The organism is Pseudomonas fluorescens (assembly GCF_030344995.1).
GTDB lineage: Bacteria > Pseudomonadota > Gammaproteobacteria > Pseudomonadales > Pseudomonadaceae > Aquipseudomonas > Aquipseudomonas fluorescens_BF.
In genome coordinates, this window is the sequence record NZ_CP128260.1 from 3,443,847 (window position 1) to 3,457,072 (window position 13,226).

Annotated in this window: 11 protein-coding genes and 1 tRNA gene; 8 read left to right on the plus strand and 4 right to left on the minus strand. The window is 62.9% G+C overall.

Annotated elements, in window-relative coordinates:
- Window positions 1-9 precede the first annotated feature (9 nt).
- Genes fdxH through fdhE form a run of 3 tightly spaced genes read left to right on the plus strand, consistent with a single transcriptional unit; the run spans window position 10 to window position 2,525 of the window.
- Entirely contained in the window at window positions 10-945 is a 936-nt protein-coding gene (gene fdxH / locus QR290_RS15375; RefSeq protein ID WP_289202971.1) for a formate dehydrogenase subunit beta, read from the plus strand.
- Entirely contained in the window at window positions 942-1,595 is a 654-nt protein-coding gene (locus tag QR290_RS15380) for a formate dehydrogenase subunit gamma (protein WP_289202972.1), read from the plus strand. The genes fdxH and QR290_RS15380 overlap by 4 nt, the downstream gene beginning before the upstream one ends.
- A gap of 3 nt (window positions 1,596-1,598) precedes the next feature.
- Window positions 1,599-2,525 carry a formate dehydrogenase accessory protein FdhE gene (gene fdhE, locus QR290_RS15385; protein ID WP_289202973.1) on the plus strand — a complete coding sequence of 309 codons (927 nt, stop codon included), beginning with the start codon at window positions 1,599-1,601 and terminating at the stop codon, window positions 2,523-2,525.
- Between the two features lie 3 nt (window positions 2,526-2,528).
- Here the strand turns inward: fdhE and QR290_RS15390 are convergent, their stop codons facing one another.
- Together QR290_RS15390 and QR290_RS15395 are read right to left on the minus strand one after the other, a co-directional pair.
- Window positions 2,529-3,860, minus strand: a complete 1,332-nt coding sequence (locus QR290_RS15390; protein ID WP_289202974.1) for an ATP-binding protein — start codon at window positions 3,858-3,860, stop codon at window positions 2,529-2,531.
- Window positions 3,857-4,582, minus strand: a complete 726-nt coding sequence (locus QR290_RS15395) for a response regulator (RefSeq protein ID WP_289202975.1) — start codon at window positions 4,580-4,582, stop codon at window positions 3,857-3,859. Before QR290_RS15395 ends, QR290_RS15390 begins: the two co-directional genes overlap by 4 nt.
- A 150-nt stretch (window positions 4,583-4,732) precedes the next feature.
- On the opposite strand from QR290_RS15395, the gene QR290_RS15400 reads away from it, so the two are divergent.
- From QR290_RS15400 to QR290_RS15420, 5 genes are all read left to right on the plus strand, one after another.
- Window positions 4,733-5,044, plus strand: a complete 312-nt coding sequence (locus QR290_RS15400) for a hypothetical protein (RefSeq protein WP_115077945.1) — start codon at window positions 4,733-4,735, stop codon at window positions 5,042-5,044.
- A gap of 17 nt (window positions 5,045-5,061) precedes the next feature.
- Window positions 5,062-5,742, plus strand: coding sequence for a DUF3313 domain-containing protein (locus QR290_RS15405; RefSeq protein WP_289202976.1), 681 nt, complete (start codon window positions 5,062-5,064; stop codon window positions 5,740-5,742).
- Window positions 5,743-5,793: 51 nt separating this feature from the next.
- Complete coding sequence (gene selA / locus QR290_RS15410) at window positions 5,794-7,200, plus strand: L-seryl-tRNA(Sec) selenium transferase (RefSeq protein ID WP_289202977.1); 1,407 nt, start codon at window positions 5,794-5,796, stop codon at window positions 7,198-7,200.
- Complete coding sequence (gene selB / locus QR290_RS15415; RefSeq protein ID WP_289205299.1) at window positions 7,197-9,107, plus strand: selenocysteine-specific translation elongation factor; 1,911 nt, start codon at window positions 7,197-7,199, stop codon at window positions 9,105-9,107. The genes selA and selB overlap by 4 nt, the downstream gene beginning before the upstream one ends.
- 6 nt (window positions 9,108-9,113) lie before the next feature.
- Window positions 9,114-9,209 (plus strand) — tRNA-Sec (locus QR290_RS15420).
- A 7-nt stretch (window positions 9,210-9,216) separates the two neighbouring features.
- Here QR290_RS15420 and QR290_RS15425 read toward each other — a convergent pair.
- Window positions 9,217-10,500 (minus strand): OprD family porin, encoded by a 1,284-nt coding sequence (locus QR290_RS15425; protein WP_289202978.1) that lies wholly within the window; start codon window positions 10,498-10,500, stop codon window positions 9,217-9,219.
- A gap of 99 nt (window positions 10,501-10,599) precedes the next feature.
- A complete protein-coding gene (locus tag QR290_RS15430) occupies window positions 10,600-13,221 on the minus strand; it encodes a bifunctional diguanylate cyclase/phosphodiesterase (protein WP_289202979.1) in 2,622 nt (873 codons plus the stop codon).
- Between the last annotated feature and the right edge of the window lie 5 nt (window positions 13,222-13,226).

The following is a 13,226-nucleotide window of genomic DNA, read 5'->3' on the forward strand; positions in this document are numbered from 1 at the left end:
AATCTTTAGATGGCCAGCCAAGACATCATTGCCCGCTCGGCCACCACCACGCCGGCGCCGTCGATACGCGGTCAGGAACAGGTGGCCAAGCTGATCGACACCACCAAATGCATCGGCTGCAAGGCCTGCCAGGTCGCGTGCTCGGAATGGAACGAGCTGCGTGACGAGGTCGGCCACAATCACGGCACCTACGACAATCCGCAGGACCTGAGCGCCGATTCATGGACGCTGATGCGCTTCACCGAGCACGAAACCGACGCCGGCAACCTCGAATGGCTGATCCGCAAGGACGGTTGCATGCACTGCGCCGAGCCCGGTTGCCTGGCGGCGTGCCCCAGCCCCGGCGCGATCATCAAGCACGCCAACGGCATCGTCGATTTCGATCAGGATCACTGCATCGGTTGCGGTTATTGCATCACCGGCTGCCCGTTCAACATCCCGCGCATTTCGCAGAAAGACCACAAGGCCTACAAATGCACGCTGTGTTCGGACCGGGTCGCGGTGGGGCTGGAACCGGCCTGCGTGAAAACCTGCCCGACCGGGGCCATCGTGTTCGGCACCAAGGACGACATGAAGACCCACGCCGCCGAACGCATCATCGACCTGAAAAGCCGTGGCTTCGACAACGCCGGTCTCTACGATCCTGAAGGCGTCGGCGGCACCCACGTCATGTACGTGCTGCACCATGCGGACACCCCGAAAATCTACGCCGGTCTGCCGGACAACCCCGAAATCAGCCCGCTGGTGGGCTTGTGGAAAGGCATCAGCAAACCGCTGGGCCTGCTGGCCATGGGCGCGGCGGTGCTGGCCGGGTTCTTCCATTACGTGCGGATCGGCCCGAACCGGGTCGAGGAAGATGAACATCCCGATCCGCCCGACACCTCGGTCCACGTGGTCGATCCGGCGGTGCACACCTACGACCCACGCGGGGAGGGCCGGCCATGAGCAACAAGACGATCCTGCGCTACACCGCCAACCAGCGCACCAATCACTGGCTGGTGGCGATTCTGTTCTTCATGGCCGGGCTTTCGGGACTGGCGCTGTTTCATCCGTCGATGTTCTGGCTGACCAATCTGTTCGGCGGCGGGCCGTGGACGCGGATCCTGCACCCGTTCATGGGCGTGCTGATGTTCGTGTTCTTTTTGGGCTTGGTGTTTCGCTTCTGGCGCTCGAACTTCTTCATCGACAACGACTGGAAATGGCTGCGGCGCATTGACCGGGTGCTGGTCAACGACGAAGAGACCGTGCCGGCGGTGGGCAAATACAACGCCGGGCAAAAGCTGCTGTTCTGGACTTTACTGCTGTGCATGCTCGGGCTGTTGTTTACGGGGCTGGTGATCTGGCGTGCGTATTTCAGTCATTACTTCGGCATCACCACGATTCGCTGGGCGATGTTGCTGCACGCTCTGGCGGGTTTTGTGCTGATCCTGAGCATCATCGTTCACATCTACGCCGGGATCTGGATCAAGGGCTCGGTGGACGCGATGATGCACGGCTGGGTCAGTCGCGCCTGGGCCAGGAAACACCATGCACTCTGGTATCGCGAGGTGGAAAACCAGGATCCGCCAGAGCGACCGGTCACGAAAAAGGGCTGACAGTTGCCAACCATCCTTGAACCCGGAGAAATCGAAGCGGCGGCCAGTTCGCCGCCGTTTCTGCACCTGCCGCCGCACAACCTGTTCATGCTGCGGGCCCAGCGTCTGGAACGTTTGGCCGAAGGTCACCCGCTGGCCGATTACCTGCATTTGATCGCCGGGTTGTGCCATGTCCAGCAGCGGGTCTTCGACGACCCGCCCTCGACCGCGCCGCTTGATGAACAGCGACTGGAAGTCTGCCGGCAACACGGCATGCCGCCGTTCGCCGCCGACACATTGATTCGCGAGGACACCTGGCAGCTGTATCTCGACGCCTTGCTCCAGCGTTATGTCGCCCCCGAACAACCGGCGGTGGTCGAGGCCGTGACCACACTGCGTATTGCCAGCCCCGGCCAGTTGCGCGCCTGGGCCGTGGCGCTGGTCAGCGGCCAGTATTCGCTGGTGCCGGCGGCGCTGGTGCCGTTTCTCGGGGCGGCGCTGCAAGCGGCGTGGAGTCACTGGCTGCTCAGCGCACAGAGCCTGCAACTGACGCCCGGCGACAGCCTCAGCCAATGCCCGGCCTGTGGTTCGCCGGCCATGGCCGGGGTGATCCGCCATCGCGGCAAGCACAACGGCCTGCGGTATCTGGTGTGTTCGCTGTGCGCCTGCGAATGGCATGTGGTGCGGGTCAAGTGTGTGTATTGCGAGCAGAGCAAAGGGCTCGAATACCTGAGCCTGGAGGATGACCGTCACGCCGCCAATCAGGCGCCGTTGCGCGCCGAAGTCTGTCCGGGCTGCAACAGCTACCTGAAATTGCTGTATCTGGAAAACGACGGGGAGGGCGAGGCGCTGTCGGCGGATCTGGGCAGTCTGTTGCTCGACATGCGCCTGGCTCAGGACGGTTATCAGCGCCTGGCGCCCAATCTGCTGCTGGCGCCCGGCGACGAATAAGCCTCAGCGATGGGGCAGTTCAACCCGCGCCCGTAAGCCGCCGCTGCGGCGATTGCGCAGGCTCAGTTCGCCACCCTGTTCACGAATGATTCCCCGCGCCGCCGAAAGACCGAGCCCGACCCCGCCCGTGTCACGGTTGCGCGAGGTCTCGAGTCGGAAGAACGGATCGAACACCCGCTCCAGCGCGTCCTCGGCAATCCCCGGCCCCTCGTCAATGACCTCGATGCGAATCGACACGTCATCGCAACTCAGCACCACGCTCGGGCGCTGTCCGTACTTCACCGCGTTATCCAGCAGATTGACGATGACCCGTTTGATGCCCAGCGGCCGGCCGTCGTACACCACGTGCGCCGGGCCGGTGAAACCGATGTCGAGGTGCTGATCGCGGTAGTCATCGACGATGGTTTGCAGCAACTCCGACAGATCGAACGCGGTGGATTGTTCCAGGTGGGTGTCTTCCCGGAAGAACGCCAGGGCGGCGTTGATCATCGATTGCATTTCCTCGATGTCGCGGATCAGTTTGCCTTGGTGGTCGAGGTCTTCCATAAACTCGCTGCGCAGGCGCATCCGGGTCAGCGGCGCACGCAAGTCGTGGGAAATGGCAGCCAGCATGTGCGTGCGTTCGCCGATGAAATGCTGGATCTGCGCCTGCATCGTGTTGAAGGCGACGATGGCCTGACGGATTTCGTGGGGGCCTTCGAGATGAATCGGAGGCGCTTTCAGGTCCCCGCCGAAACGCCGCGCCGCATGGGCAAAGCGCTGCAGCGGCTGGGCCAGTTGCCGTGTGGCCAGCCAGGCGACCAGCAGCGTGGCGACCAGGCCCAGGGCGACGATCACGGCAATCCGCACGTTCAGGCTCAAGCCCCAACTGCGTTCCGGCGGCGTGAACGACAGCCAACTGTCGTCCGCCAACCGCACCAGCGCCATGTAATGCGCGCGGGGGCTGCCGGCGGGCCAGTCGTCGGGGTTGAACACGTCGATCTGTCGGTCATCGCCGAGCAATTGACGCAGCGCCGGCACTTTTCCGGCCTCGACCTGTTCGCCATCCCCTGGCAGACCGAAGTCGACCCGACGGGGTTGCCACACCACTTCAAGCATCGGGCTGCTGGCCGCACTGGCCAGTTGCGGGCGCAAGGTCGCCGGCGCTGCCTCGATCACCCGCGTGGTGGCGGCGATCTGTTCCAGCAGCCCGGTGCGCTCGATTGGCGGCCGCGCCCAGATGCCCGCAACCTGAACGAACAGCGCATTGAGCAACAGCGAAGCGAGCATGGCCGCGACGATCGTCAGGGCAATCCGCCGACTGAGGGTGTCGCGCCGCAGCATCCGGCCGATCATGAGCGGCTGACCTTGGCGGTGAACATGTAGCCGCCGTTGCGCACGGTGCGGATCAGGTCCGGGCGTTTGCTGTCCGGTTCGATCTTGCGCCGCAGCCGGCTGATCTGCACGTCGATGCTGCGGTCATAGGCGTCGTGGCCCTGGCCGTGGGTCAGGTCGATCAGTTGTTCGCGGGTCAGGATGCGTTGCGGATGTTCGAGCAACACCAGCAGCAGGTCGAATTCGCCGGCGGACATCGGAATCATCACGCCTTCGGGCGAGCGCAGTTCACGGCAGGTGATGTCCAGATGCCAACCGGCGAAGACCATGACCGGCCTTGAAGGCTCGGCACCGGACGGCTTGTTCTCACCGACCCGACGTTGCAGGGCGCGCACCCGGGCCAGCAATTCCTGCGGGGCGAAGGGTTTGGTCAGGTAGTCGTCTGCCCCCAGTTCAAGGCCGACAATGCGGTCGCTCAGCTCGGCCATCGCCGTGAGCATGATGATCGGGATGCCCATTTGCGCCCGGACCTTCTGGCACAGGCTCAGGCCGCCTTCGCCGGGCAGCATCAGGTCGAGAATGATCGTGTCCGGCCGTGCCTGCTCGATGGCCGCCCACATGGCCTCGCCATGGGCGGCGACATCGACCTGATAGCCATGCTGAACGAAGAATTTCTTCAGCAAGGACAGAATTTCCCCGTCGTCATCGACGATCAGCAATCTGCTCACGTTTACGCAATCCATGAACCCAAAAAGAAGCGCATCTAAAACCATTTCGATGCGCCGGTCATATATTTCAATCCTGCAACATTCCTTCAGCGCGGACATCAGCCGGACATCGTCGGGCAAACATCCGCTGGCACTCTGCACGCCTTCCAACCAAGGGGGCTCAACATGAAGGACATGAACAGCGGCTACATCACCCGGGACCATGGCGCCGTGCGCCCGTTGATCCTGACCCAGCGCACCACCGCACCGGGGCCCGAATCACCGATTCTGTTCCAGGAGACGTGCCTGGGGCTGGCCAACGATCAGAGTCAGTTGATCCTGCGCCGCTATTTCGAACGGTTCAGCCCGACCGAGGCCCATTGGGTCGAATACCTGCACACAATTCCTACCGCCGAATTCATCCAATGGATCATGACCCACGGCCAGTTGCGCATCGAATGCTCCGACAACACCCCGTTCAGCCACGTCCACGCCTGAAAAAGGAAACACCTTTGATGAGTAGCCATCGCTCACTGGCCGTGTTGTTTGCCGCCACCCTCAGCCTGTCGGGGTGCAGCAGCAAGAAGCTTCCCGCCGAGCCGCAAGCCGGGTTTCTACGGGATTACAGCGTGCTCAAGGAAGGGCAGAGCGCTTCGGGGCAAACGATATTGAGTTGGGTCAGCCCGACATTGACGAGAGGCCGTTACACCCAGGTTTACCTGGCACCGAGCCAGTTCTATCCAACGCCCCAGCCTTCGCCGCGCATTCCCCAGAACACCTTGTCGGGCGTGACCCGTTACTACGACGCAGCCCTCAGGCTGGAACTGGGCAAGGTGCTGCCGCTGGTTTCTAAACCCGGCCCGAACACGCTGATCGTCAAACCGGCCATCACCCAGGTCGCCGCCAGCACTCAGGGTTTGCGCTTTTATGAATGGCTGCCGGTGACGCTCGTCGCCGCTGGCGTGAGCACCGCCACCGGCATTCGTGACCGCGACAGCGAGATCGCCACGGAAGTGTCCTTCGAGGACGGTTCGACCGGGGAGGTCGTGGCCGAGGTGGTGCGCAAGGGCAAGGGCGTGCCGCTGGAGAACGACAAACAGGTCATGACCCCCGATAACGTGAAAGCCGTACTCGATGGCTGGGCCACGGACCTGAGTCAAACCTATGTGCCGGTTCAGAGGGCCGCGCTGCGCTAGAAGCAGGGTGGTCTAACATCATCAGGCGTATTTCGATTTCGGGAGTGCCTGATGTCCGTGAGTGTTGCCCTGCGGTTACCGTCGATTGACAGCCTGTTGCGCCACCCCGCTTGCCAGCCATTGGCCGAGCGTTACGGGCGTGAGGCGCTGTTGACGGGGTTTCGCCAGTTACTGGATGACTTGCGCGAAGCCGTGGTGGCGGGGCAATTGACCGCCGTTGAAATCAGCCCCGAAGCGCTGGCCGGAAGGGTTTCTGAACGTCTGGCCCTGAAGCAGCGCAGCCAGGTGCGCCGGGTGTTCAACCTGACCGGCACCGTGCTGCACACCAATCTCGGCCGGGCCTTGTTGCCCGAAGAAGCCATCGACGCCGTGCAACTCGCGGCGCGCTATCCCTTGAATCTGGAATTTGACCTGGCCAGCGGCAAGCGCGGTGACCGCGACGACCTGATCGAAGGCCTGATCCGCGAACTGACCGGCGCCGAAGCCGTGACCGTGGTCAACAACAATGCCGCCGCCGTGCTGCTGACCCTCAACAGCCTCGGCGCGCGTAAGGAAGGCATCATTTCACGGGGCGAGCTGATCGAAATCGGCGGCGCGTTCCGCATCCCCGACATCATGAGCCGCGCCGGCGTGCGCCTGCACGAGGTCGGCACCACCAACCGCACCCATGCCCGCGACTACGAAGCGGCAATCAGCCCACGCAGCGGCCTGATCATGCGCGTGCACGCGAGCAACTACAGCATCGAAGGCTTCACCGCCCGGGTGCCGACCGCCGAACTGGCGGCGTTGGCCCATCGGCATGAACTGCCGCTGCTCGAAGATCTCGGCAGCGGCAGCCTGCTGGATCTGACTCGCTGGGGCCTGCCGGCGGAGCCGACGGTGCGACAGGCGCTGCTCGATGGCGCCGACATCGTCACCTTCAGCGGCGACAAATTGCTCGGCGGGCCGCAGGCGGGGGTGATCGTCGGGCGCAAGGACTTGATCGCGAAGATCAAGAAGAACCCGCTGAAACGCGCATTACGGGTCGACAAACTGACTCTGGCCGCACTCGAAGCGGTGCTCGGGCTCTATCGCGACCCTGATCGACTGGCCGAACGCTTGCCGAGCCTGCGCCTGCTGACCCGTCCGCAAGCCGAAATTCTGGCCCAGGCCGAACGCCTGCAACCGGCCTTGTCCGAATTGTTGGGCGAAGGCTGGACCGTCACGGCGGAGCCAGCGCTGGGCATGATCGGCAGCGGCAGCCAACCGGTGGCGCGTCTGCCGAGCGCAGCCTTGTGTTTGCGCCCGCAAGTATCGAAACGCCTGCGCGGGCGTTGCCTGCTGAATCTGGAAGCCGCGCTGCGCGCCTTGCCGATCCCGGTGCTCGGGCGTATCGATGACGACGCGCTGTGGCTGGATCTGCGGCAGCTCGACGATGAACTGACGTGGCAGGCGCAACTCGGGCAGTTGCAAACGTGATCATCGGCACGGCAGGGCACATCGACCACGGCAAGACGTCGCTGCTGCAAGCGCTGACCGGGCAAACCGGCGACCGCCGTCCGCAGGAACGCGAACGCGGGATGACCATCGACCTCGGTTATCTGTACGCAGAACTGGCGCCCGGTGCCGGGCTGACCGGTTTCATCGACGTACCGGGTCACGAGAAATTCACCCACAACATGCTCGCCGGCGCGCAAGGCATCGATCTGGTGTTACTGGTGGTGGCGGCGGATGACGGCGTGATGCCGCAGACCCGCGAGCATCTGGCGATTGTCGAGCTGCTGGGTATTCCACGGGCGTTGGTGGCGATTACCAAGTGCGACCGGGTCGAGGCGGGCAGGGTGGAAGAGGTTCGCCGACAAGTTGAAAGCCTGCTGTCGTCCGGCCCCTATGCCGGGGCGCCGCTGTTGACGGTTTCTAGCGTGACGGGTGAGGGCGTCGACGCGCTGCGCGAGGCTTTGCTTCAGATAGAAGGTGAAGAACGCAGTCGAGAAGGCGGTTTTCGCCTGGCCATCGACCGGGCGTTCAGTGTCGCCGGCGCCGGTATCGTGGTGACGGGGACGGCGCTTTCGGGCTCGGTCGCCGTGGGTGACAAACTCAGCCTCGGCCCGGCGGGCAAAACCGTGCGGGTCAGGGGCCTGCACGCGCAGAATCAGGCCGCCGATCAGGCTTTCGCCGGACAGCGCGTGGCCCTGAACATCAGCGCCGATCGCCTGGAACTCGGGCAGATCCATCGCGGCCAATGGTTGCTCGCCGAATGGCTGCACGCACCGACCCAGCGGCTGGACATCGATTTCCGGCTGCTGCCGGGCGAGCGGGTTTTCGAGCATTTCCAGCCGGTGCACCTGCATCTCGGCACGCAGGACGTGATCGCCCGGGTCGCCTTGCTGGAGGGTCCGAGTCTGGCCCCCGGCGAGCGCATGTTTGCGCAACTGCTGACCAACGTCCCGGTGCATGGCGTCCACGCTGATCCCTTGATCCTGCGTGACGCCAGCGCCCAGCGAACGCTCGGCGGCGGGCGTGTGCTCGATCCCTTCGCTCCGGCCCGCCAGCGCCGCAGTCCCGAACGGCTGGCGCAACTGCGTGTGCTGGCGATCAGCTCCGAGCTGGAACAGGCCTTGCCGACGTTGCTGGAATACAGCGAAAGCGGCCTCGATCCGCAGCGCCTGGAGCGTCAGTTCAATCGTCCGCGTGACAGTTGGTCACTGCCGGACAACGTCCGGTTGATCGAAACCCGGCAAGGACCGGTACTGTTCAATGCGCAGCGCTGGGGCATGCTCAAGTTCACCTTGCTGGAGCAGCTGGCGCGCTTTCATGAGCTGGAGCCCGATCAGATGGGCCCGGATCGCGACCGTCTGCGGCGTTTCAGCGGTGTGAGTGTCGAACGTGCAACCTTCATCAGCCTGCTGGAAGAATTGCTTGGCGCCGGCTCACTGGTCGCCAGTGGCCCGTGGCTGCATTTGCCCGACCATCAGGTGCGCCTGAGTGCCGACGACGAAACCCTGTGGCTGGCGTTGCAACCGTTGTTCGAACAGGCCGGTTTCGATCCGCCGTGGGTACGTGACGTGGCAAAAGTCGTCGACCAGGAGGATGCCACCGTCCGTTTGCTGCTACGCAAACTGGCGCGCCTAGGCGTCATGCATCAAGTGGTGCGCGACCTGTTTGTCACCGACATCACGTTGCGGCAAATGGCGGCGGTGTTGCTGCGCCTGGCCGAAGAAAATCCGCAGATCGAAGTCACGGCTTTCCGCGATGCGCTAGGCTTGGGACGCAAGCGCAGTATTCAGATCCTTGAATACTTCGATCGGCTGGGCCTGACCCGGCGCGTCGGCGAAGGCCGGCAAATCCGCTTCGACAGTGCGCTGGCCAACCCCGGCGCCGACTGAGTTCAAGGAAGGCAATCGCGCCCGGTGGCGCGGCCGGGCTTCAAACCCGGTTGGGGACGGCATCCGTTCCCGGGCAGGTTCGACTCCGGCTGCCTTCCGCCAATTTCCCTCAAAAGCCCAGCGGGTACTGGATCACCACGTAGACCCGGTCAATGTCATCGCCGGCCTGAGCGCTGTTGGCCCGGTGTGAAACGTGGGACAGCTGCACCGACAAATCCTTGGCCGCGCCGGACTGGACGATGTAGCGCAGATCGATATCGCGCTCCCAGTGTTTGCCGCCGTCTCCCTGCTGAGGCTGGTATTGCCCGCTGTCCGCATCGAACGGGTTATAGGCGCCGCCCTTGGGCGCGTGGGTGCCGTCGATGTGGCTGCCGGAAACATAACGGGTCATGAAGTTCAGCCCCGGAATCCCGAAGGCGCCGAGATCGAGGTCGTAACGAGCTTGCCAGGAGCGTTCTTGGGCGCCGTTGAAGTCGGCGTATTTGATCGAGTTGGCCAGGTAGATCGAATCGCCGCCGACGAAATCGAACGGCGTGTCGCCATTGATGCGTTGCCAGCCGAGCATCACCGCGTGGGCGCCGAAGGTGTATTTGCCCGAGAGGCTGAACGCGGTGTTGTCGATGTCGCCGGCCAATGCCTGCCCGGTGTCGCGGGTGTGGTAGACGTTGGCGTCGAGCAACAGACCGGACTGTTTGAAATGCAGGTTGGCGTAGTACTGGCGCCAGGTGTCACTCAGATCGGACGCATACAGCGCGCCGCCCACCGGGCTGTCGCTGAACAGGTCGGTGCCGACAAAACTGATGCTTTCGCCTTGGGTGCTGGCGCCATAGCCCTGAAAATCGCCTTTGCCGGAAGAGCTGTCCTGGTTCTTGAACGCGGTGAAACGCCCGGCGACAAGGCGCGCGTTATCGATCTCGTGGCTGTCGAGCAGAAACCCCGTGGCGTATTCCGGTTGCAGGCGTTTGTCCGAGGTGTCGAACACCGGCGTTTCCACGGTCATCTCCCCGAAAGCGAGGGTGGTTTTCGAAGCCTTGAGCTTAAGCGCACCGCCGGCGCTGGAATAGTCGCTTTCGCTACGGCCGTCACTGTCCACCGGCAACAGTCCCGTGCCGGAGTGCCCTTTGCCGCCATCGAGTTTCAGACCGTAAAGGGCGTGGGCATCGAGGCCAAATCCAACGGTTCCGTCCGTGAAACCGGATGCAAAGGTGCCGATAAACCCCTGAGCCCATTCCTGTTTGTAGTTTTTGCCGGCGGGTGAGGGCGAGCGGTAGTCGTTGCTCAGGTAGAAGTTGCGGCTGAGCACTTCGGTTTTGGCGTCGTCGAGAAATCCGCTGGCAAATGCCGAGTCGGCCATTGCGCAATACAGGAGTGCCAGGGCGAAACGCGGTTGCATGAAACCTTTCATGTGTCAGTGACCGGCCGTGAGGGAAGTCGCCGGATACTGAAGCAAACCGTCGTGCTGCGATTGAGCGGATGTGCTGAATCAGCGTCCTCAGGTCACCCGGCCTTTTCGCTGCCCGGAAGGATCGACCGCCGCGGCTCTTGATGCCTGCAAAAGGCGAGCGAAGGCTGTTTTGTCGATCGGACGACTCATGAAATAACCCTGCACTTCGTTGCATTGATCCTTGCCCAGGATGTCCAGTTGCTCCTCGGTTTCGACGCCTTCGGCGGTCACGGTCAGCCCCATCGCTTTACCCAGTCCGATGATGGCCTGCACCACCGCCCGATCATTGGCGCCGGTGCTGATGGAAGCAATGAAACGTTTGTCGATCTTGATGCCGTCGAACGGGTAGGCGCGCAGATAGCCAAGGGAGGAATAACCGGTGCCGAAGTCATCCATGTTCAGGCGCACGCCCAGTTCCTTGAGCGCGGTCATGGTGGTCAACGCGCCGTCGGTGTCGTTGAGCATCACGTTCTCGGTGATTTCCAGTTCCAGTCGACTGGCCGGGAAGCGAGTGCCGACCAGCACTTCGCGTACATCTTCGACCACATCGCTGATCGCAAACTGCGCAGGTGAAAGGTTGACCGACAGGAGAATGTCCGCCGGCCAGGTCAGCGCCGTTTCGCAAGCCTCACGCAGGACCCAGCGGCCCAGGGGAACAATCAGGTCGGTCTGTTCGGCCAGCGGAATGAACACATCCGGCCCGAGCAACCCTTTGACAGGGTGCTGCCAGCGCACCAATGCCTCGACCGAGACGATTTCCTTGCCATCGACTTTGTACCGGGGTTGGTAGTGCAACACGAACTCGTTGTTTGTCAGGGCGCGGCGCAGTTCGTCCTCCATCTGCCGGCGGGTCTGGATCTGATCGCTCATGTGCGCTTCGAAATAGCACCAGGTGTTCTTGCCTTCGGATTTGGCCTGATACAGCGCAATGTCCGCGCAACGGATCAGCTCGCTGGCGACGTACCCGTGACGTCGGCTCAGGGCGATTCCGACACTGGCGCCGATGTGCAACGGTTGCTGTTCGAAGAGGATGGGCTGATGCAGGCTGCCGATCAGGCGTGTGCAGAATCTGTCGATCTCCTGGTGCGTGTCCATGCCGCAGAGCACCACGACGAACTCGTCACCGCCCAGACGGGCGACGATATCGTGGTCGCGCGTGCACTCGCGCAGGCGGCCGGCAACCTCTTGCAAAACAGCATCGCCGGCGGGATGCCCGAGCGAATCGTTGATCGGTTTGAAGTTATCCAGGTCAATCATCAGCAGCGACAAAGGCGGGGCGTGCTCCTTGAGTAACAGGGCGTCATCCAGATAGCGCGACAGTTTGTTGCGGTTGGGCAGGCCCGTCAGTGCGTCATGCAAGGACAGATGCTGGATCTGCGCATGGGCGGCGACTTCATCGGTGATGTCGCTGGCCGTGCCGCGATAACCGACGACCGCCGCACTCTCCACGATGGGCCTGGCCGAGAGGCGGCAGTGGCGCTGTTGTTCCTTGTGGTCACGGTAGGTGCAGCGCAGGTCGCTGGCGTTGCTCCCGTCATCGAGCTTTTTCAGCCACAGATCCAGCGGCGTGGTGTCGCAGACCAGCAAGTGACCGATGTGTTTCCCGATCCACTGTGCCTGCGGATAGCCGGTGACTGCACTGAACCGGGCCGACAGATAGGTGATGGCCAACGCTTCATCCACTTCCCAGATCCAGTCGGACGCCGCTTCGGCCACCGCCCGGAAGCGCTCCTCGCTGGCTTCAAGGGCGCGGTTGGACGCCAGCAATGCTCGATTCGAGGCCTGCATCGCTTCAAAACTGTTGTCGACATAGCGCGAGGAACGCAACGCATGGCGAAAAAACCAGGCCGTCAGGGCCATCAACACGATCAAAGCGGGGCCGAGGGTTGGCAACAACGACCACAGCAGGTGCTGGCCCGGTCGCTCCAGATCCGCAACAAGGCTGTAGCCGGTACTGTCCAGCGGGACGCGGGGCTGGCCGGGGTCGATGGTGCCGTCTGGTGCCAGCGTCAGATTGTTCAGCCCGTACCCGCTGCCGATCTTGCGCAATTTGGTGGGTGTCAGTTTGTCGACGAATACCAGCACCGAGGTCTTTTGTGGTTCACCCACCGGACGTTCATCGTTGGGAAGGATCGCCGCCGCGGTGACCAGCGCCGGCCAGTCTTCGAACAATGAATAAGTACTGACGGGCTTGGTCAGGTCCGGCTGGTTCTGCACTTGCTCCACCAGACTGAGCGCCGGCACCTCAAGGAACTGGGGCATTTGCGCCTCGAGCAACTGCCCGCGAACGACGGCGTATTTGGTGTGGTCCCGATCCAGCACGAACAGGCCGTCATAGCCGTCGTTGGTAAACAGGGTCTTGCCCATGTTCTGCTCGGTGTACGCCCAGTTCGTGTCGACCGTGCCGCTCAAACGTTCATACGCTGTCGTCCAGTAGGCGTAACTGCTGATGTAGTTTTTCGAGGCGGTGATCCGGTTCTCCAGCGCTCGCGCCGAATAGAACCGCACCTCATTGACGTCCTCCTCATCCAGATGAGTGGCAATACCGAGCAACGCAGCGGTCGCCGCCATCACCCCGGCAATGAACAGCGCACCCACCGCAACGGCCAGACGCCGGGTGACAGGGCCCTGAAGGTTGGGGAGTGGCGTCGAATGGCTGGAGATGTCCATTTGCT

Coding starts and splice junctions, on each gene's coding strand:
- fdxH (WP_289202971.1), top strand. CDS start 10: ATGGCCAGCCAAGACATCATTGCCCGCTCGGCCACCACCACGCCGGCG.
- QR290_RS15380 (WP_289202972.1), top strand. CDS start 942: ATGAGCAACAAGACGATCCTGCGCTACACCGCCAACCAGCGCACCAAT.
- QR290_RS15390 (WP_289202974.1), bottom strand. CDS start 3,860: ATGATCGGCCGGATGCTGCGGCGCGACACCCTCAGTCGGCGGATTGCC.
- QR290_RS15395 (WP_289202975.1), bottom strand. CDS start 4,582: ATGGATTGCGTAAACGTGAGCAGATTGCTGATCGTCGATGACGACGGG.
- QR290_RS15400 (WP_115077945.1), top strand. CDS start 4,733: ATGAAGGACATGAACAGCGGCTACATCACCCGGGACCATGGCGCCGTG.
- QR290_RS15405 (WP_289202976.1), top strand. CDS start 5,062: ATGAGTAGCCATCGCTCACTGGCCGTGTTGTTTGCCGCCACCCTCAGC.
- selA (WP_289202977.1), top strand. CDS start 5,794: ATGTCCGTGAGTGTTGCCCTGCGGTTACCGTCGATTGACAGCCTGTTG.
- QR290_RS15425 (WP_289202978.1), bottom strand. CDS start 10,500: ATGCAACCGCGTTTCGCCCTGGCACTCCTGTATTGCGCAATGGCCGAC.
- QR290_RS15430 (WP_289202979.1), bottom strand. CDS start 13,221: ATGGACATCTCCAGCCATTCGACGCCACTCCCCAACCTTCAGGGCCCT.